The following is a 20,182-nucleotide window of genomic DNA, read 5'->3' on the forward strand; positions in this document are numbered from 1 at the left end:
GGTTAGAGGTTAGAGGTTAGAGGTTAGAGGTTAGAGGTTAGAGGTTAGAGGTTAGAGGTTAGAGGTTAGAGGTTAGAGGTTAGAGGTTAGAGGTTAGAGGTTAGAGGTTAGAGGTTAGAGGTTAGAGAAAAATAAAATACCCTGGACACGAAATGAACTTTGAGACTCTTTTTTTTCAACATATTAATCAACAGGTATTAAGTCAAAAACAATGTCAAAGGACACACACAACAGCATTTTGAGCACCGAAAACCTTTCCATTGGGTATGCATCCAAGAAAGGCCAAACTGTTGTGGCCAAAAACATCAATATTTCCCTGGAAAAAGGCGAACTCATTGGACTTGTGGGCGCAAACGGCATCGGGAAATCAACCTTGCTACGCAGCTTATCTGCCACACAAGCTGCCTTGGATGGTTCCATTTTTATCAAGAACAGAAGGGTGTCAGAGTATTCCGCTTTGGAACTCGCCAAACATTTGAGCTTAGTGCTAACGGAACAGTTGTTGTCTAAAAATCTATCAGTCTTTGAATTGATCGCGCTTGGTCGCCAACCTTACACCAACTGGCTTGGTACGCTTTCTGAAGCAGATTTATCTATCGTCAACACTGCCATTGATCAAGTGCATCTCAACGATTTGCAACATCGCAAATGCCATGAACTTAGTGACGGCCAACTACAAAACGTCATGATCGCCCGTGCTTTGGCCCAAGACACCGAGCTCATTATCTTGGATGAACCCACCACGCATCTAGACATGTATCACAAAGCCTACATCTTGAAATTGCTCCAAAAACTCACAAAAGAGACCCAGAAAACCATCTTGTTTTCCTCCCACGAGATTGATTTGGCCATTCAATTGTGTGATAGCATGATCGTGATGACGCCCAATGATGTGGTTTATGATACGCCATGCCATTTGATAGAGCAAGGGATCTTTGAAACGCTATTTCCTGAGGATCTAATTGCCTTTGATGCACTAACGGGGAGTTTCAGGATCAAGAAATAATACATTTAAAAAATTGAATTGGATCGTGACGACAACAGTCGTGAAAAGGAGTTTTTGGGTAATGAATTGGCACGGAAAACCACTGAGTCCAATGACTTGCAAAATCGCTACACCCAACGCGAAGCAGACGTGGAACTGCGCCAAATTCAGCTTCGGAAGGATTTTGAACTGTTGGCTTCTAAATTAGTGATGCTCTACTTAACTAGAACTTATAAAAGACAAACAACCCCCAAATTTTACCTTGAGGGTTGTTTTACAATTAGATGTTGATTATAATGAAGAATTAACTCCTTTATTTTGTGCTATCTTATAATCACTCTCTGGCTGAATTGATCCTCTTTTGAACTTAGGTTGAGAAGATAAATACCAGCATTTAATTGATCTATTCTTACTTGTACTTTGTCTAGTGGATTCTCTTTTAGACTCGTTTTAGACATCAATCTACCTGTAATATCATACAATTCCACAGTATTAAATCTACCTGCGTTTTGACCAAAGTCAATTATCAAGAAATCACTAGCCGGATTTGGATAAATGGATATCCCTTTTGCTTCAAGATTTTCTACACTAAGGGTTTCATCTATAAGGAAATCTTCTATCTCTCCATTGGCAGCTGCACCATAAGATCTGCCAGCTGCAAATTCGTCTGAACTCAGTCGTAATCTTACAATGGTACTTGATGTAAAGGCAGCGCCATTGCTTGGTATGATAAAGTTAACCTCATAAGTAGCTGCTCCTGAACCGGCAGGTACATTTACCAAAAGTGATTTTTCACCTTCATCCCCAATAAAGTCGCCATCGTCATTCCAGTCTATATACGCATGTAAATAAGCTAGAGCTGCACTATTGTTTGTGGCATCTACACTAAGTGTGTAGAGGTTACCAGGCTGAAAATTACCGAAAGTCAAGGTCTGTAAGCCATCTTCATCTGCGCCGTCACCCGTAGCATCTGCAGTGGGCTGAGCCGCCGCTTCTGCATCTGCTGGTATTGTGCCTAAAAACACATCATTTGATATAAGGGCTGCACCAGCGACTGGAAGTTGGGTTTCACCGCTATCGAAGCTGCTTTGCGCATCACCATAGTCATAAGTACCACCAGTGATATTTACACGAAAGCTAGTGAGTGTTGAACATCCGCCAGAAGACAGCGCTTCCAGTGACAACTCCACAAAACCATAGGCACGATCTTGATCGTTGATGGTATAGGTAGTGCTGGCTGTGCTAGCATTGGCAAAACTACCATTGCTCCCCGACGTCCAACTAACACTCGTTGCATTGGTAGCAGCATACCCACTCAATGCTATTGTTGTTGCGGCAGTAGTGACATCACCTGGTGGAGTGCCTGAGATACTAGGCTCTACTGCTGGGGCTATACCAGCTGATCCAATTGCCGAACCACCTGCATTAAGATTTGTAGGTATTTGGGCTATTGTGGCTGATAAATCGATTACTGAAGTGCCAACGGCTACATCCAATTCAAAGGTAGATGTACCATCTGGTAAGGCAAATATAGCCAACTGTTGGCTGCCCGTTTGGTTTGAAAGAGCATTGGGTACTGCTGGATAAGCAGGATCAAAGATATTGGGCTCTTCCAGTACCATGCCATTGGTAAAGTTATAAGGCTCTCCATTATAGAAAGCATCGGTACCCGATAAATCTAAAGTGAGTAGGGCATGACTTATTGTTGTACCGCTTGTGTTTTCAACAGTTACCGTGGCTGTGCTAAACGAACCTGGGCAAGACCCGTCCCCGGTCATGGAAACACTTACCGCGATTTGATCTCCCGCAGTACAAGGCGTTGTAACACCATCATAGGTTAAATCATCTGTGTTGTTCACTGCACCGTCAAAGCCGTTTAGGCCGGTATTTCCATCTGCGCTAAAGTTTGTGTTGGGCGTGAAAGTAACCGGGTCGTTGCCACTTTGGGCACTTGCATTTACCGCTAGGCTGTAATCGTATGGGGTTCCTGCCGTTGCTGCCACACCAGTAATGTTATAAGTGTACTCATAGGTGGCGCAAGTGCTGGCAGGTAATATTTCAGCGCCAGAGCCGTAACTGTACACCCGAACGTGACCTGAAGAAGTGCCATTGCCATCATTACTAGGTGCCCCAATCGCTACCGTATTACCGTCTGCTGACATAGAGACTGATCTACCGCTATAATCACCAAATGCCTCGCCGTCAATGTCTAATCCTCGCTGTGTCCAGCTGCCACCCGACCAGTCATAAACCCGAACGTGACCAGCCCGAAAGGCATTACCATCATTTCTATGTGCCCCAGTCGCCACGGTGTTGCCGTCTGCAGACATAGAAACTGAATAGCCGCTTTCATCATCATTATCCTCACCGTCAATATCTAACCCACGCTGTGTCCAGGCAGTACCCGACCATTCATATACCCGAACGTGTCCTGAACTTCCACCACCGCCATCATTATCAATTGCCCCAATCGCCACCGTGTTGCCGTCTGCCGAAATAGAAACCGACCAGCCGCTTTCATCATTACTATTTTCGCCATCAATATCTAATCCACGCTGAGTCCAAGCAGTACCCGACCAGTCATATATCCGAACGTGACCAGATTTACTACCATTAGAATCATTATCAGTTGCTCCAATTGCCACAGTGTTACCGTCTACCGACATAGAAACTGACCAGCCACTTTCATCACCAGCTGCCTCACCGTCTATGTCTAGTCCACGTTGATTCCAGCTGCCACCCGCCCAGTCATATATCCGAACGTGACCTCTGTTATCGGTATCGATACCTGTATTACCATCATTATTCCTTGCTCCAATCGCCAACGTGTTACCGTCTGACGTCATAGAAACCGAAAAGCCGCTGCTATCACCAGCTGCCTCTCCATCAATGTCTAATCCACGCTGAATCCAAGCAGTACCCGACCAGTCATATAACCTTACATGACCGGAATTTGAACCATTACCGTCAGTTCCTATTGCTCCAATCGCCACGGTGTTGCCGTCTGCCGACATAGACACCGAAAAGCCGCTAGAATCAAACGCCGCCTCTCCGTCAATGTCTTGTCCGCGCTGATTCCAGGTGCCGCCCGACAAGTGATATGCCCGAACGTGACCTGAATTGGAGCCATTGACATCATTTGCACTAGCTCCAATCGCCACGGTGGTGCCGTCTGCCGACATAGAAACTGAAGCGCCGCTACCATCACCAAGCGCCTCACCATCTATGTCCTGACCCAGCTGAGAAGCTGTTATTCCGGTTAGGTTATCAAATGGATCGGTACCGATAAGTGTGCTACTGCTAAGGCTAAAGCCTGCTGGAGCGTATGGGATAATATCACTGGGACTCATGAGTGCATCTGCCGTACCGGTATTGCAAATTTGTAGGGTATAAATAACTTCATCATCACAGCCCACACCTGAGTTAGAAACTTGTACATCGATAGTTGAAAACGGCTGACAACCAGCACCGTCGTCACGGGTGACTGGGGTAGATATGTTATTAAATGTTCGACCTTCGTTTGCTACATTGATTTGGTTACTTAAATCGCTTAAGGATAGAGGCACAGCGTTACCCGGTAAGCTGCCATCAAAATTCACCACAGCATAGAGCGTGCTGGTATTAATGAGTGCATCACTATTTACAGTACTGCTATAGGTACCCATACCATTGGCCAGGTTTTGCGTGCCCGCATTGTCCGTAAATATATATTGTGTTTCCGGCTGGGTTGGGTCGCCATTATAAAAAGACACCTGAAGATTGGCATTAAAGTCATCTCCCGAAGAAATGTTAGACACCGTATAGTTTGCAGAGGCAACTGCTGTGGTATTACAATCTGTTATTACAAAATCGGAGAGGCTTACCGTCAAATCAAAAAATGCAGGTCCGCCGTTATCACAGCTTGCAGTTGCAATATTTTGTATAAAGGTAATGGCATCTTGTTGTAAAGTGTTGTAGTTATTAGCACTAAAGTATCCTCCTGCAGAAGCCACGTTGATACCTTGAAGGGCGGTGCAACTCGCTGCATCATCAATGGCTAAAACCACAATATAAATCCCTTGATTTTTAATTTGTGTTGCTAAACTTGAAATATTATTAGCAACCTGACTGCAGCTTGCATCGGTTAGTAATACAATAACTTTGGGCACATCACGGTCTGAAACGGGGTTTTGTCTTACCCATTCATTTGCTCTGAGTAAAGCGGTATATACATCTGTTTGGCCTCCAAATGGTCGAGATGATGATGAGTAGGATAAGATGTCTGCTATACTTGTGGTATAGTTTTGTCCCGCAGATGGAAAGTCATATTCTACAAAACGATTACTTCCAGCAGACCAATTGCTAATAGAAATTCTAGATTGAGTGTTGAGCGTACCAAAATCATTATCGAAAGAGGCACCCAATTGAGCTATAAAATCTTTGGCCTGGCTAAACTCCGTACTATTCACAGAACCAGAAACATCATTGGCAATGTGCACATCTAAACCATTAGGACAACTAATTTGCAGATTGTAGGCATAATTTTGCAAAGCCTTGAGTTGCGTTGGTGTGCCGCTTTCCAGTTGCCAATCGCCATCTTTACCGGTCACATTGGTAGAAGCTGCTATGGTAATGCCCAGTTGCTTTTCTAAGTAGGCGACTGCCTTTTGACCTTTTTCGCCTTGGGCGAAGTTACAGCCGTAGATATTAAGGCCCCTTTGTCCTTCGGAGTTTTCCCCTAAAGGGAAATTGAATTTTGAATTGATAAAAGAGACTATTTCTTCTTTTTGAAGCCATTGACCATCAATAAGGAGTTGCCCAGGTTTACCGTGGGTAAACAAATGAAAAACACCATCATCATGGTTTAATGTGGTATTTAACAATGCTTCCGCTTGAAGTACATCTTTGTCGATAAATACATTTACCGATGGGTCTATTGAACTCGTAATATCATCTTTGGTGTCTAATAATGGGTCATCACTTAAAAGGCTATGCGCATGAATAACTGGCGATGTTATGAGCAGTAAAATAAGAAAACCAATAAGCTTGAGAGTAGTTAAATGTTTCATAGTAAAAAGGTTATGTTTGTTTTTAAACTACAAAAAAAATTCAACTATTACAATTATCTCATTTATTTTTTTTTTAGAGCTTCAAAACAGACTGCCATTTCTTGATAAGTTCAAGAGTCACTTCGGCATGCTTTACGCTTTTATTTTATCTTTGGATAAATATCTTTCCGTCCTTATGACCGACTCCATCATACTCCTTTTAACGATTCTAATTTCCGCAGCTCTTGGCGCCTATTTGGGCATGCGATTCAATGCCTTAAAAAGCAAAAGCGAGCAGAGCACTTTAGAGGAGCGGAATATCAACTTATCACAACAGCTCCAAGAAAACAAGGTACAGCACGCCACGGAAAGCCAAAGCCAAGAGGCTAATTACAAAGCCAAAATGGCTGAATATGCTGAGGCCATATCAAAAATCGAGTTGGACCGTGAAGACATTCGTCGTGAAAAGGAGTTTTTGGGTAATGAATTGGCACGGAAAACCACTGAGTTCAATAACTTGCAAAATCGCTACACCCAACGCGAAGAAGAAGTGGAACTGCGCCAAATTCAGCTCCGGAAGGATTTTGAACTGTTGGCCACTAAAATCCTCGATGAGAAATCGGAAAAATTCACACTTCAGAATAAAGAAAACATCAAGAACATCTTGAGCCCCTTACAAGAAAAAATACAGACTTTTGAGAAAAAGGTGGACGATACCCAAAAGGAAAGCATCAGCATGCACTCCGCTTTGAAAGAACAATTGTTGGGATTGAAAGACCTCAATCAACAAATGAGCAAAGAAACCAGCAACCTCACCAAAGCGCTTAAAGGCGACAGCAAAATGCAAGGCAATTGGGGCGAACTGGTTTTGGAGCGGGTTTTGGAAAAATCGGGGCTTGAAAAAGACCGTGAGTATTTTGTACAACAGAGTTTCACTAGGCCAGACGGTACAAGAGTGCTCCCCGATGTGGTGCTCAATTTACCCAACAACAAGAAAATGATCATTGACAGCAAGGTGTCGCTAACCGATTATGAGCGCTACGTCAATGCCGATGAAGACCAACGCCCATTATTTTTGAAAGCCCACATCAATTCACTAAAACGCCATGTGGATCAGCTCTCAGAAAAAAACTATCACGATCTTTACGATATGGAGTCACCAGATTTTGTGCTGTTGTTCGTGCCAATAGAGCCCGCTTTCGCCATAGCCATCAACGCCGAAAATGCACTCTACACCTCCGCTTTCGAGAAAAATATTGTGATCGTGACGCCTTCCACCCTTTTGGCCACCTTGCGTACCATTGACACCATGTGGAACAACGAAAAACAACAGCGCAATGCCATTGAAATCGCAAGACAGGCCGGTGCACTTTACGATAAGTTTGAAGGTTTAGTCAAGGACCTTACGGGTGTTGGCAAAAAAATGGATGATGCCAAAAAAGATTATTCTTCCGCCATGAACAAATTGGTGGAGGGACGTGGCAATTTGATCAGCAGCGTCCAAAAACTGAAACGCATGGGCGCCAAAGCCAAAAAATCGCTACCCGAAACCATAATTGATCAGGCGATGGATGACGAGGAAGAATAATTGATAATACCAAATGATACTATCAATTTGAAACCTAAGAACCAACTGCTTTCAAAATTTATGCGATGAATCGAATCCTTTAGGCAACCCACTAACAAATTTGGGATATATTTGTGGGTATAAAGCTTTAAATGTCTATTATCATAACGCACTTTAAAAAACAAATCCTATGAAAAAAGTCATAAGTATTGTCGTTATTTCTACCATTGCCATTTTGGCGATTTACTATCTCGTGATTTATTTTGTGCCATACAGTGAAGGCTATCGTTCGGGGGAGCTCATCAAATTCAGCACTAAAGGTGTTATTATCAAAACTTGGGAAGGCGAGATAAGCCAAGGGATTTCAGGTGCCCAGATTTTTTCTTTTTCGGTATTGGATAAGGATGAAGAGGTCATCAAAAATTTAAAGGAGTTTCAAGGCGACTATGTAAAACTGAGCTACACCCAGCGTTTTGGCACTTTCTTTTGGTTGGGGGATACTAAGTATTTTGTTACCAAAGTGGAGCAGGAGGACTCGCCACATGTTAGAAAATAATATACTTTTCCAATGTCTTTCAGTTTTCATTGTTTTCAGTATTTTTAATCATTTGCGTTGCTTCATAGACTCAAAAGCACAATTGTTCAATTAATTCAGAAGAAAAAGTATTTTAGAGCTTCGGCCCTTATTTTTATTAACCTCTAAAAATAATTCATCAATGAGCCCTCTAATATAGAGTACGATTCTGGTTTTATTCTCAATCCTCAAATTTGCCCAAAAGGATAAAATTCAAACAATATCACAAATTTCTAAATCACTAAAATCTAAACCGTTGTAGACAAACTTCTTCAATTGAAACAACAGCCCGCAACTCAATTTACTCAATTCAAAACCACTACTCATGACCGATTTTAAAACCGTTGAAGCCTCTGTGATTAATATTTCAGAATTGATGCAGCCCTCCCACTCCAATTTTGGCGGGAAAATTCATGGGGGCTATATCCTAAACCTTATGGACCAGATTGCCTTTGCTTGCGCTTCCAAACACTCAGAGACCTATTGCGTGACTGCTTCGGTAGATACCGTTGATTTCCTAAACCCCATTGATATTGGTGAGTTGGTAACTATGAAGGCATCGATCAACTTTGTGGGCCACACCTCAATGGTTGTGGGCATACGGGTTGAATCTGAAAATATTAGAACCGGAAAGGTCAAGCATTGTAATTCATCCTATTTTACAATGGTTGCCAAAGATGACCACGGAAACTCAGTCAATGTACCAGGATTGATCCTCAATGATAAAAATGAAGTGAAGCGATTTCTGAAGGCCATAAAACGCACCCAAACCAAACGGATGCGAAAGAGCGAATTTGATAAGGCCAGTTTTTCCTATGAAAATTATATGGAAGAATTGAAACAACACAATGTCAAGATTGAGCTGCCAGATAAATATTGAGTGTATAAAAAAGGAAAACCTTCAGTTCATCACTGAAGGCTTTATAACTAAAAACAATCATTCTTAACGTTTCACGAAGCGTTTGACCAAGCTAATACTTTCATCGGAAGACGAAATTCTAACTAAATAAATCCCAGCATTCCATTTTGAGATGTTGATATTAGAGTTGAGTTCATTTAAAGATTTTGAATAAATCTGCTTACCTAAAATATCAAAAACCGCCAAATTCAGGCCCCCGTCAATTAAACTGGGTAGAGAAATTTTCATGGACTCGACACTTGGATTCGGATAGATTGAAAAAGCAATAGGCTTTTCAAATTGAACACTACTGAGTGTTCCTTCAGCTAAGACTGTGATAGTGCCAGACATACTATTTGCGCCATGAATACCGCAATAATAGTCGTTTGATCCTAGAAGTGTAAATGTATATGAAAAAACAGAACCATTGGGTTGTAATAAACCACTATCAAATGTTTCTTCACTTGTTCCATTTGGATTATTCTCTACGGTATGGTTAGGACTAGTCCAGGTCCACGTAACCGTATCACCAGTTTCAATGGTTAGATCAACATCGTTTCCAATACCTGTAAACCAATCCAGATCGTAAGTTTCTGTTGTCTGCGCAGTCGCAGCAAAAACGGTAATAAAAAATATAAAAAGTAATTTTACTTTCATAGTTATTTTACTTTTATGTGTGAATACGATTATAAGATACAGCAAAAATTTTAGTAAACTGTTAAAAAAATAAACCTTTAAAAAAAAGCCATCAAAAAATCTGATGGCTTTAGCTTATTAAAAAGGAAATGATTATTTACTTAAATACATGCGGCGTCTCGCATAGAGTTCATAAAACTGATCATCTTTTAAACTATCAATAAATAGGATGCTTTCTCCTGTGCTCTTCATCTCTGGGCCTAATTGTTTGTTCACATTAGGAAATTTATTGAAAGAGAACACCGGTTGTTTGATCGCAAAACCCTCTAGTTGCGGATTGAAATTAAAGTCGGTCACCTTCTTCTCGCCCAGCATCACTTTCGTGGCGTAATTCACATAAGGTTCGCCATAAGCCTTGGCGATAAAAGGCACAGTACGAGACGCTCTCGGGTTGGCCTCGATGATGTAAACCATATCATCCTTGATGGCAAATTGAATGTTGATTAAACCAACCGTATTCAATGCCAAAGCGATTTTTTTGGTATGGTCCTTAATTTGCTGCATCACGAATTCACCCAGGTTAAAGGGTGGCAAGATTGCATTACTATCGCCAGAATGGATACCACAAGGCTCGATATGCTCCATGATACCGATGATGTAAACGTTCTCACCATCACAAATGGCATCTGCTTCCGCCTCAATGGCGCCATCCAAATAATGGTCTAGCAATAATTTGTTATTCGGAATTTTTTGCAGTAAATCCACCACATGTTCTTCCAATTCCTTTTTGTTGATCACGATCTTCATCCCTTGGCCACCCAACACATAGGAAGGTCTTACCAAAATGGGAAAGTTCAATTTATCGGCAACCGCCATGGCTTCATCTGCATTAGACGCCACACCAAATTCTGGATAGGGAATGTCATTTTCCTGCAGCAAGTTGGAGAAGCTACCGCGATCTTCAGCCAAATCCAAGGATTTAAAAGTGGTCCCTATGATTTTTATCCCGTAGCGATCCAATTTTTCAGCAAGCTTTAAAGCTGTTTGGCCGCCCAATTGCACGATGACACCTTCCGGCTTTTCGTGACGAATAATGTCATAAATATGCTCCCAAAACACAGGTTCAAAGTACAGCTTATCGGCAATGTCGAAGTCGGTTGAAACGGTCTCTGGGTTACAGTTGATCATGATGGTTTCGTAACCACATTCCGCAGCGGCCAATACACCGTGGACACAGCAATAATCAAACTCGATGCCCTGCCCGATTCGGTTAGGACCAGAGCCCAGAACAATGACTTTTTTCTTATCTGTAACCACACTCTCGTTTACCGAGTGACGCTCACCATCTGCAGTTTCCATCTCATTTTCAAAGGTGGAATAATAGTATGGCGTTTGTGCCTTAAACTCTGCAGCACAAGTATCAACCAATTTATAAACACGGTTGATATTGAATTCCACACGTTTGTTATAGACCTCACTTTCCAAACACTTGAGCATGTGTGCGATTTGACGATCACCATATCCTTTTTGTTTGGCTTCAAGCAATAAGTCGCGTTCTATGGAATTGATATTAAATCTTGAGACCTCTTTTTCCAATTGGTGCAGTTCTTCATATTGTTTCAAGAACCACATATCAATTTTGGTAATATCATGAATCCTGCTCAAAGGTATGCCCATTTGTATGGCATCGTATATCGCAAAGACACGGTCCCAACTCGCATTGGTCAATTTATCAATGACTTGATGGTAATCGGTATAGCCTTTCCCATCGGCACCCAATCCATTTCGTTTTATCTCCAAGGATTGTGTGGCTTTGTGAAGCGCTTCTTGAAAAGATCTTCCAATGGCCATGACCTCACCAACTGATTTCATTTGTAACCCGAGGGTACGATCTGAGCCCTCGAATTTATCGAAATTCCATCGTGGAATTTTCACGACCACATAATCCAGAGTTGGTTCAAATAAAGCCGATGTGGTGCCAGTGATTTGATTTTTCAATTCATCCAAGTGATAACCAATGGCCAATTTTGCAGCAATCTTAGCGATAGGATAACCGGTGGCTTTACTTGCCAATGCTGAAGAGCGCGACACACGCGGATTGATTTCGATAGCTATGATGTCTTCTTTTTCGTCTGGGCTTACCGCAAACTGCACGTTACACCCTCCAGCGAAATCACCAATACTTCGCATCATATGGATCGCCATGTCACGCATGCGTTGGTAGGTCTTATCGGAAAGCGTCATCGCTGGCGCCACCGTTATGGAATCACCCGTGTGAATGCCCATGGGATCCATGTTTTCTATGGTACAGATGATCACGACATTGTCGTTTTTATCGCGTAAGAGTTCCAGTTCGTATTCCTTCCAACCAATAAGCGCCTTGTCGATCATGACTTCATGGATTGGAGATACTTCTAAGCCACGTGTCAACAATGCATCAAAATCCTTTTCCTTGTGAACAATGGAAGCACCATCCCCGCCAAGCGTATAGGAAGCCCTAATCACTAGTGGAAACCCGAATTCCTGAGCGATCTCCTTTCCTTTCAAAAAAGAACTTGCAGTTGCTTGGGGCGCCATGCCAATGCCAATCTTGAGCATAAGCTCTCTAAATTTCTCGCGATCTTCTGTAATATTGATGGCATCGATATCCACACCAATGATCTTGACATTGAAGTCTTCCCAAATGCCTTTTTCATCGGCTTCGATACATAGATTTAAGGCAGTTTGACCACCCATGGTAGGTAAAACCGCATCGATTTGAGGGTGCTCCTTTAGTATTTTCACTAAAGATTTTGTGGTCAATGGCAAGAGATAGACATGGTCTGCCATGGTGGGATCTGTCATGATGGTGGCAGGGTTGGAATTGATGAGAATGGTTTCAATTCCATCTTCCCTAAGTGATCTTAGGGCTTGAGTACCAGCATAATCAAATTCGCAGGCTTGACCGATAATAATAGGTCCAGAACCAATAATTAAAATGGATTTAAGGTTGTTGTTCTTTGGCATTTTATGAATTTTAAAAGTTCAAAAATAACTAATGAATAGATACGAAAAAAGGCGTTACACCGAAGTAACGCCCTTAAATATCAACAATTGTTAATCATTATTTTTTATGTCTTACTTCAGAAGATACAGACACTTTCTTTCTACCTTTAGCACGTCTACGCGCTAAAACTTTTCTTCCGTTTACAGAAGCCATTCTTTCTCTAAAACCGTGTTTGTTTCTTCTTTTTCGTTTGGACGGTTGAAACGTTCTTTTTGGCATTGTCTTATCTTTTTAAAAACTTATAGTCGTAATTTATATGTTGAGAGCTATCTCAAAACTGGGTGCAAATATACAAAGACTTTTGATTTTGCCAAACCTAAATTTAAAATTGTTCAAGATTTATTGAATTTGATCGATCCCTTTAAAATTTTCACGAATTTATGGCTTTAAAATCATGATTTCATGTTTGAATTGCTTAGGTAGAAATCATAAAAATCACGTTCTTTGCACTCGCAAATAATAAAATATATATGAAAAGCCTCGCTGTCAAATATTTGGTGGTCTTTATTTTTGGCATGTTATCTGGTCACGCCCAGATGAATTTGGCCTATAATTTAAAGCAAGGTGATCGTTTCAAAATCTTCCAAAAGGCAGACCAAAATATTGTCCAAGATATGGAAGACACCACACATATCGTGAAGAACAGTATTGAGGGCGATTTTAGCTTCTATGTGATTAGTGTCAATGACAGCGTCATTAATGTGAACTTCAAGTTTGATCGTTTCAAAATGAATTCCACTTCTAATCTCGCAGGGAATATCATGTCTGTAAATACGGCTGATTTATCTAACGATGAAATGCAAGACAAACTATTTTCTGGCCTTACCAAAACCACGCTTAAGATGGTTTTATTTAGTAATGGTAAAATAAAATCCATTTCTGGTACAGAAAAATTGATATCAAGAATGGTGGATGCTGCTGGCGATATGGATGAATTCACCAAAGAACTCATGAAAGAGGCCATGAAAACCGAGTTTGGAAATGAGAGCTTATCCCAAAGTTTTGAACAGCTTACCTATATTTATCCCACAAATTCGGTTAAGGTTGGTGATTCATGGCAAAATGCCTATACAGGCGATTTATCTTCAGAAAACACCTGGACCCTCAAAGGCCTTACCAATGGTGTTTACAAAATTTCAGGGAAGAGTAAAGTACATTTAATTACCGACGATGAAAGCGTAAGCATGGATCTTGAAGGCACAATGACTTCCGCAGTTGAAACCTATAAATCAAACGGCTTTATTAAAAGTATGGAAACCTCCTCATCTGCCTCGGGCCTATCAACCATGAAATCCATGCAAGGAATGAAATTGCCAACGACAGTGAATACGAAAACAACTTATAAAACAGAAACTTATGTTCAATAAAAATATAAAATTGGTCATCGCCGGTTTGATCATCGCTTACGCCATCTATGAATTTACAGAAAGCAACATTGGCAATGGTATCATGTACATTTTACTCTCGACGATCTTTATTTTTCTATATTTTAAAAACGAACTCATTTTATTGGCCTTCTTGAAATTAAGAAAACAAGATTTTGAGGGCGCCAAACGCTGGTTGGATAAGATTAAAAGCCCTTCAGGTGCATTGGTCAAAAAGCAAGAAGGTTATTTTTATTTTCTTCACGGGGTAATGGTTTCACAAACCAATATGAATGACGCCGAGAAGCATTTCAAAAAAGCTTTGGATCTTGGCCTCTCTATGGATCATGACAAAGCCATGGCCAAACTAAACCTTGCCGGCATTGCATTTAGCAAACGCAGAGCCATAGAAGCTAAAAAACTCCTCAAAGACGCCGAAAAGCTTGATAAACGCGGTATGTTGACTGAACAGATCAAGATGATGAAAGACGGTATGAAAAAATCGCAAGGCCCAAAACAACATTATGGGAATCGAAATGCGAGACGTTAGGCTCACTTAAATCATCATAGTTGACCCGCTAATTCGATAACGCTACGCGCGCGCATAGAACCCATCAACAACGTATGCTGAAAAATTAATCTAGTTAATCGAAAAAGAGTATGTCTTTTTTATTATTCCGATAATTTTGAGCTTGAAGCACAGCTTTTATGAATCCTATTGCACGAGGCTGACCGTTTTATCTGAGCAATCTCTTATCGGCGCCTAAACTTCTCAAATTACGGAAAATTTTTCCAGGCCTCCTTTCAGAAATTAACGAGTCTTTTTTACAGAAAGATTTGATGTGAGTCTCCTTTTAATATAAAATTAATACCGCCTTTAAAGGACCGACTTTGTAATTCAAGTACTTTTGCAATATGAAAAAAACACCTGTCTTCAAGTTAGAGTTTGTAGTACTCATGGCATCTCTAATGTCTATTGTAGCACTTTCTATTGACGCCTTGCTACCCGCTTTGCCAGAGATAGGAGACAGCCTGAATGTCACCGATCCTCAAGACAACCAACTTTTGATCACCATGATTTTTTTGGGTTTGGGCTTTGGCCAATTAATTTTTGGCCCTTTATCTGATAGTTTCGGCAGAAAACCAATGGTGTATTTTGGATTTAGCCTTTTTGTAATCGCAAGCATTGTATGTGTCACGACTCAAAATTTTGAAACCATGATCATCGCAAGGGTTTTTCAAGGCATTGGGCTTTCTTCCCCGCGAACCATATCCATTGCCATGACGCGGGATACGTATAGTGGTGATTATATGGCCAAGATCCTGTCTATCATTACCATGTTTTTTATCCTAATCCCAATTGTTGCACCTACTTACGGACAGTTTGTGATGCAGCTATTTAATTGGCAGGCCATATTTAATGTCAACCTCATCATTGGTCTAATTGTTATAATTTGGTTTTTTAAGCGACAACCAGAGACCCTTCCAAAAGAGAGACGCATCGCTTTTAAGCCCTCCATATTTATAACAGGTGCCAAAGAATTTATAAGATATAAGGAGGCAGTGGCCTTTACCATAATTTCTGGGTTTATCACAGGATCCTTTATGGTGTATTTGAGCACCGCCCAACAGATTTTTCAAGAGCAATACCATTTGGGAGAACTGTTCCCCTATATTTTTGCAAGTACTGCTTTTGCCGTGGGATTCGCCACTTTTGCCAATAGCAGACTGGTCATGCGATTTGGTGCCTTTCACATCGTGCTGCTCGCTACCGTTGCATTTGCAATAAATTCCATTGTTTATGTGCTGCTATTTTATTCGGGCAACAACCCGAGCATACAGGTGTTGATTGTGTTCTTTCTGATCCAATTTTTTGCAGTTGGTTTTCTCTTTGGAAACTTGCGATCCTTAGCGATGGAGCCCTTGGGCCACATTGCAGGTATTGGTGCAGCCATCAATGGTTTTGCATCTACAGTCATGGCAGTGCCAATTGCGACTTTTATCGGTGGTTTCGTAAATGATTCTGTTTTGCCTTTGTTTATTGGCTTTTCAATATTTGGAGTATTGAGTTTTGCGACTATGTACTATTTAAAACTGCAGCGCAGGGTATTACATGTTGCCAATGTTAGGATTTAATTGGTATGGATTCTTCTTTAATTCTTTACGGAATTGATTGGCAATCCTGGCAGATTAAAAGGTAAATTAATCCCAAAAAACCAGTAAGGCTCATCCAAGGTCACGTTATAATTGATACCGAAACTGATGATGTCTTTAAAACCTGTGACTACCAACCCGGTTCCGAATTCGGGGGTGCCGTCGGTATCAAAATCGGATGCAGCGAAATTGAGACCAACACCTAAATCTACAAATTCATTATAAAAATAAGAGCTTTTAGAACCAAATTTCAACAAAATCGAAGCAGAAGGTGCATAGAAAAAACTTCGCGCTGGGTCAATCGCAGGATTGGTTGACCCAATGGGATTTGCCAGGATCATACCAACTGCCACCTCAGATCGTGCTCCTATAAGTTGCATATAAAAACTGCGCTGCTCTAACAAAAACTGTTGTTCTGGTGCCCCCTCTAGGGTTGAGGGCACTCGCAACACTACTTCCAAAACGAGCTCATCACCATTAGTTCGACTGCCTGTGCCTTTTAGATTGATAAATCCTTTACTCGGTAAATTATCAATACTGAATCTGTGAACCTCATCGCCTATAGTTTTGTTTACGATATAGTTGGATTGCTGCAGCTTCAATAAGGTAAGGGTCTCTTGGACTACTTTGAAGTAAGCCTCGAACTCAAGAACACAGGGCTCAAATCCCTGAAATAGTTGATCAAACTTAGGCCTTAAGCGCTCAATGGCTTTTGACAAAGACTCTAATAGCTCAAAATCCTCTGTAAGGTGTTTTGAGTTTTTTGAGAAATTTTCAAGGTTGGTCTTTAATTCAAAAGGCGTGGTAATGGTCCACGAGCCTATGTCTGATTTGAAGGCTGTCACCATTGAGCTCAATGCATTCAATCGGGAGAACAATTCGTTGGCCTGTAATGTGATATCAGCAGTTAGGTCGCCATAGGTTTCTGGATTGTTCAATAAGGTCATTAGGTTTTCCTTTTGAGCTTGCACACAATCCAAATTTGGCAAATAGGTTATTAGTTTGGTTTTTAAACTTTCAAAAATGCGCAATGTCTTTGCTTCATTTGTCTTTGCTTTTTCGGCCAATCCAGCAATTTGTTCCTCTTGGGAATCGCTCAAACTGGTTACCCAGCGTTCAATGGTAACATAATCCCTTTCAGTATAGGTATCAAAGTTTTGAACGTGCACACGATCGCCTCCCAACTTATCCTTCTTAAATGCGACCAAGCTCACATTGTATTTGGTGGCTTCCATAAGTTTCAATTGTTCCTTCAGCTCTAAAGCATCAGCATTGAATCGTGAAAAAATATAGGCCTCCATGTTGAGTGTTTCGTGATTTTCAAGATTGAAGTATGCTTCGCTTAAGATTTCATAACGCTGGCTCAGCATCTCATTCTCCCCAATCGTCATTAAGAACAGCTCCATTAAATCGAAAAATTGTTGTTGGCTTTCAACATTTTCAACACCCAGGATTAAACTATTCAAAATGGCCTCTTGGTTGAGCAAAGCGTCGCTTATTGCATTGATTTTGGACTCCAGCGCAGTTTGTTGTGTGTATTGTGGATATTGCTCGGCAATCATTTTTAGAAGTTCGGTTTTGGACAAATTGATTTCCAAGCTGGCATTAATATCAATGATCTGCGCCTCTGCAAGCGAAATAGAGCGTGAAGATCCACGATCAATTTCGGTAACCTGAATAATTTGAGCTTGAACCTTTGCTAGCGAAAACAAGAGAAGCACACAAACTAATATTGCTTTTAAATTTGTCATAGACTGTTGTTTACATCGTTAATGAGTCCCGTATCATGGGATTGCGCCTTAAAAAAGGAGCGCTGTAAACTGAGGTAGTTCAATTCTGCATTTTTGAGGATGACACCTGTGGCAGCGTCTAAAATTGGCGAAGTGCTAAAACATTTAACGTCTTCATAAACAAGCGTTTCATCCTGCTCATTAGTTTCCAAGAGTGGCCTTAATGTGGATTCTAAAACATCGTGATTCCTGATCCAAAGCACCCACCGCTCCATGCCATAGTAAGATTTGGTAGCCAAATTATCTGCTTTAGGCAAGGCTTTTCTAATACTGTCTGTATCGCCCAAAATAATCATGAGAATCATAAATTCCTTATTTAAGTAGGCATCAAATAACTGCTTTGCCAATTCAGCATCGTCTAAGGGGATGATTGTGGTGCGTTTGAAGTTCATAAGATTATTTTTTGTGTGTTGTCTCCTAAATTCCCAAAGGGGACTTTTTATTGGAGGTAGGATTCAATATTTAGTATTTTGGACAATAAGTTGTAATTATAATGTTTTTAAAAATTGGATGGCACTTATATTAATTTGCACCCATCTTCTGTACAATTCGAATTACGCTAAATTCCGCAGGTCGTGTGAAGGAGACGCCAAGTTCCAATTTCAATAGGCCGGCATTTATGTCTTGTTGGGACATGGTTCGATTTAAGCCAATAGTGACAAAATAAGCCTGCTCCACTTTTAAACCTGCCAAGGCACCTTCTCGCCAAAATGTATTCAAGTAATTTTCGACCATCCCATTGATTCGCTGCCAGGTATTTTGGTCATTAGGTTCAAAGGCAAATGGTTTTAGAGCACATTTTACCGATTGTTTTATTGAAATTAGCGTACGGCTTGTATTGATGTAACGCGTTTCTAAAAGGTTTGTGTCTAATGTGCGTGCTCCCCAAACCCGAATACCCCGATTGGGAAATTCTCGAATGGCGTTAATTGATTTTCCTGAAACATCGACATTAAGAGCCTGATTCTGCTGGGAATCAATGCGCACAGAAGCAGCGACAACTCCTACTACACCTACATTCGCAGGAGCCTTCCAGACGCCACGGGTCTTATCCATAACCGTATAGACTCCTGCCATTGCTGCCGATGGAGGCATGAGGTTTTCCTGCTTCAATAAGGCAAGCATGATCTGTTTGTAATCGGGAATGATTTGATTCAGCTTTTTGTGAGCTTCTTCTGAAGTTAGCAGTTGCTGTACGCTAATTGTTGGGATTGACTGCATCGGTTTTGCTATACAGTCCAAATAGGGTTTTATGGCTTTTGCTTCCGAAGCATTAAAATTTTTAGAGATGAATTGTTCACAGATTTGACGCAACAACACTTTTGACCGTTCATTTAAATTCGTGAAATCAACATCAGTATGGCTTTTTAAACCGGTATGCAACCAGGGATAATAAGCTGCAGCATAGTTTAATGCCCTTGCATTTAACTGTGTTCTAAAATTTTTTATAGGATTTGCTGAGCTTGCAATGGACTCATTACCAGAATACACATCTAAGATGGCAAAACGATTTTGTAATTTTTCACATTGCGCCACCATGGCTTCCTGAAGCTGAAAACAATCTGATGACTCCAAAAAGACGGCATCAGGAATTGCAATTAATGTAATTTCTGAGATTGTCTCCACCACGCCAAGACCTTTCAAAAATTGAGCAATTGAAAAATCTGGGATTACTTTAACTCCCCCATAAGTCCCCACGGAAATCTTTAACTCCCCCATAAGTCCCCACGGAAATAATATAGCAGTCATCGCCACCATTTTGAAAAAACCACTTTACCGATTCATACAAGCAAAAACGATTTTCCTCTGGCTCTATAACATAAGCTTTACCCTGAATAAAAACATCATAAGCATCGCTTTGATTTTGAGGAACCGAAACAGGTTTTAACCGATATTGTATATTTGCAGTACCTCCAAAATGCCTTTCATAATCACTTAAGGAGTGAATCTTCACGGCTTTATTTTGAAACGACTTACCCTGATAAGAATTTGTTAGGCTATACCCCACAAATCCTGTAATCGCTGTAGGCAATTGAACTACCTGATGAGACAGCGAACTTATTTCCTCTACATATACGCCTGGTGTTTTTAGTTTTCTGGATTTTGACATAATCTGTATATTTTGTTATCCCAATCAACTG

General features: G+C 40.9%; 16 protein-coding genes. 8 read left to right on the forward strand and 8 right to left on the reverse strand.

The window, feature by feature from the left end; genetic code table 11:
• Nucleotides 1-211 precede the first annotated feature (211 nt).
• Together ESY88_RS08155 and ESY88_RS08160 are read left to right on the forward strand one after the other, a co-directional pair.
• Entirely contained in the window at nt 212-1,006 is a 795-nt protein-coding gene (locus ESY88_RS08155; protein WP_147087926.1) for an ABC transporter ATP-binding protein, read from the forward strand.
• 18 nt (nt 1,007-1,024) lie between these two features.
• A complete protein-coding gene (locus ESY88_RS08160) occupies nt 1,025-1,276 on the forward strand; it encodes a hypothetical protein (RefSeq protein ID WP_147087927.1) in 252 nt (83 codons plus the stop codon).
• Nucleotides 1,277-1,308: 32 nt separating this feature from the next.
• Here ESY88_RS08160 and ESY88_RS08165 read toward each other — a convergent pair whose 3' ends face one another.
• Entirely contained in the window at nt 1,309-6,033 is a 4,725-nt protein-coding gene (locus tag ESY88_RS08165) for a DUF4347 domain-containing protein (protein WP_147087928.1), read from the reverse strand.
• A 175-nt stretch (nt 6,034-6,208) separates the two neighbouring features.
• Between ESY88_RS08165 and rmuC the strand changes: the two genes are divergently transcribed.
• The 3 genes from rmuC (at nt 6,209) to ESY88_RS08180 (ending at nt 9,033) form a co-directional block, all read left to right on the forward strand.
• A complete protein-coding gene (rmuC, locus tag ESY88_RS08170; protein WP_147087929.1) occupies nt 6,209-7,600 on the forward strand; it encodes a DNA recombination protein RmuC in 1,392 nt (463 codons plus the stop codon).
• 169 nt (nt 7,601-7,769) lie between these two features.
• Complete coding sequence (locus tag ESY88_RS08175; RefSeq protein WP_147087930.1) at nt 7,770-8,135, forward strand: 6-phosphogluconate dehydrogenase; 366 nt, start codon at nt 7,770-7,772, stop codon at nt 8,133-8,135.
• 343 nt (nt 8,136-8,478) lie between these two features.
• On the forward strand, nt 8,479-9,033 hold the full coding sequence (locus tag ESY88_RS08180) for an acyl-CoA thioesterase (RefSeq protein ID WP_147087931.1): 555 nt from the start codon (nt 8,479-8,481) through the stop codon (nt 9,031-9,033).
• A 63-nt stretch (nt 9,034-9,096) separates the two neighbouring features.
• On the opposite strand, the gene ESY88_RS08185 is transcribed toward ESY88_RS08180, so the two are convergent.
• From ESY88_RS08185 to rpmH, 3 genes are all read right to left on the reverse strand, one after another.
• Nucleotides 9,097-9,708, reverse strand: a complete 612-nt coding sequence (locus ESY88_RS08185) for a T9SS type A sorting domain-containing protein (RefSeq protein WP_147087932.1) — start codon at nt 9,706-9,708, stop codon at nt 9,097-9,099.
• Between the two features lie 132 nt (nt 9,709-9,840).
• Complete coding sequence (carB, locus tag ESY88_RS08190) at nt 9,841-12,693, reverse strand: carbamoyl-phosphate synthase large subunit (RefSeq protein WP_147087933.1); 2,853 nt, start codon at nt 12,691-12,693, stop codon at nt 9,841-9,843.
• 97 nt (nt 12,694-12,790) lie between these two features.
• Nucleotides 12,791-12,952, reverse strand: a complete 162-nt coding sequence (gene rpmH, locus ESY88_RS08195; protein ID WP_147087934.1) for a 50S ribosomal protein L34 — start codon at nt 12,950-12,952, stop codon at nt 12,791-12,793.
• A 251-nt stretch (nt 12,953-13,203) separates the two neighbouring features.
• Here rpmH and ESY88_RS08200 point away from each other — a divergent pair, with 251 nt between their 5' ends.
• The 3 genes from ESY88_RS08200 (at nt 13,204) to ESY88_RS08210 (ending at nt 16,233) form a co-directional block, all read left to right on the forward strand.
• On the forward strand, nt 13,204-14,100 hold the full coding sequence (locus ESY88_RS08200) for a DUF6263 family protein (RefSeq protein ID WP_147087935.1): 897 nt from the start codon (nt 13,204-13,206) through the stop codon (nt 14,098-14,100).
• Nucleotides 14,090-14,647: a DUF2892 domain-containing protein gene (locus ESY88_RS08205; RefSeq protein WP_147087936.1), complete on the forward strand. Its 558-nt coding sequence runs from the start codon at nt 14,090-14,092 to the stop codon at nt 14,645-14,647. The genes ESY88_RS08200 and ESY88_RS08205 overlap by 11 nt, the downstream gene beginning before the upstream one ends.
• 365 nt (nt 14,648-15,012) lie before the next feature.
• Entirely contained in the window at nt 15,013-16,233 is a 1,221-nt protein-coding gene (locus ESY88_RS08210; RefSeq protein WP_147087937.1) for a multidrug effflux MFS transporter, read from the forward strand.
• 17 nt (nt 16,234-16,250) lie between these two features.
• Here ESY88_RS08210 and ESY88_RS08215 read toward each other — a convergent pair whose 3' ends face one another.
• From ESY88_RS08215 to ESY88_RS08230, 4 genes are all read right to left on the reverse strand, one after another.
• Complete coding sequence (locus ESY88_RS08215) at nt 16,251-18,002, reverse strand: hypothetical protein (protein WP_147087938.1); 1,752 nt, start codon at nt 18,000-18,002, stop codon at nt 16,251-16,253.
• Nucleotides 17,999-18,433: a hypothetical protein gene (locus ESY88_RS08220; RefSeq protein ID WP_147087939.1), complete on the reverse strand. Its 435-nt coding sequence runs from the start codon at nt 18,431-18,433 to the stop codon at nt 17,999-18,001. Before ESY88_RS08220 ends, ESY88_RS08215 begins: the two co-directional genes overlap by 4 nt.
• A gap of 130 nt (nt 18,434-18,563) precedes the next feature.
• The gene (locus ESY88_RS08225) at nt 18,564-19,790 is read right to left on the reverse strand and encodes a phage tail sheath family protein (protein WP_189702554.1); all 1,227 of its coding nucleotides are present in this window, start codon (nt 19,788-19,790) and stop codon (nt 18,564-18,566) included.
• The gene (locus tag ESY88_RS08230) at nt 19,717-20,151 is read right to left on the reverse strand and encodes a hypothetical protein (protein ID WP_147087941.1); all 435 of its coding nucleotides are present in this window, start codon (nt 20,149-20,151) and stop codon (nt 19,717-19,719) included. The genes ESY88_RS08225 and ESY88_RS08230 overlap by 74 nt, the downstream gene beginning before the upstream one ends.
• Nucleotides 20,152-20,182: the final 31 nt, after the last annotated feature.

The organism is Subsaximicrobium wynnwilliamsii (assembly GCF_007997225.1).
Lineage (GTDB): Bacteria > Bacteroidota > Bacteroidia > Flavobacteriales > Flavobacteriaceae > Psychroserpens > Psychroserpens wynnwilliamsii.

Bases quoted from the DNA above. Each gene is read 5' to 3' on its own strand.
- ESY88_RS08215 (WP_147087938.1), bottom strand. From the start codon at position 18,002: ATGACAAATTTAAAAGCAATATTAGTTTGTGTGCTTCTCTTGTTTTCG.
- ESY88_RS08165 (WP_147087928.1), bottom strand. From the start codon at position 6,033: ATGAAACATTTAACTACTCTCAAGCTTATTGGTTTTCTTATTTTACTG.
- ESY88_RS08185 (WP_147087932.1), bottom strand. From the start codon at position 9,708: ATGAAAGTAAAATTACTTTTTATATTTTTTATTACCGTTTTTGCTGCG.
- carB (WP_147087933.1), bottom strand. From the start codon at position 12,693: ATGCCAAAGAACAACAACCTTAAATCCATTTTAATTATTGGTTCTGGA.
- ESY88_RS08225 (WP_189702554.1), bottom strand. From the start codon at position 19,790: ATGACTGCTATATTATTTCCGTGGGGACTTATGGGGGAGTTAAAGATT.
- ESY88_RS08205 (WP_147087936.1), top strand. From the start codon at position 14,090: ATGTTCAATAAAAATATAAAATTGGTCATCGCCGGTTTGATCATCGCT.
- ESY88_RS08200 (WP_147087935.1), top strand. From the start codon at position 13,204: ATGAAAAGCCTCGCTGTCAAATATTTGGTGGTCTTTATTTTTGGCATG.
- ESY88_RS08220 (WP_147087939.1), bottom strand. From the start codon at position 18,433: ATGAACTTCAAACGCACCACAATCATCCCCTTAGACGATGCTGAATTG.
- rmuC (WP_147087929.1), top strand. From the start codon at position 6,209: ATGACCGACTCCATCATACTCCTTTTAACGATTCTAATTTCCGCAGCT.
- ESY88_RS08230 (WP_147087941.1), bottom strand. From the start codon at position 20,151: ATGTCAAAATCCAGAAAACTAAAAACACCAGGCGTATATGTAGAGGAA.
- ESY88_RS08155 (WP_147087926.1), top strand. From the start codon at position 212: ATGTCAAAGGACACACACAACAGCATTTTGAGCACCGAAAACCTTTCC.
- ESY88_RS08175 (WP_147087930.1), top strand. From the start codon at position 7,770: ATGAAAAAAGTCATAAGTATTGTCGTTATTTCTACCATTGCCATTTTG.
- ESY88_RS08180 (WP_147087931.1), top strand. From the start codon at position 8,479: ATGACCGATTTTAAAACCGTTGAAGCCTCTGTGATTAATATTTCAGAA.
- rpmH (WP_147087934.1), bottom strand. From the start codon at position 12,952: ATGCCAAAAAGAACGTTTCAACCGTCCAAACGAAAAAGAAGAAACAAA.
- ESY88_RS08210 (WP_147087937.1), top strand. From the start codon at position 15,013: ATGAAAAAAACACCTGTCTTCAAGTTAGAGTTTGTAGTACTCATGGCA.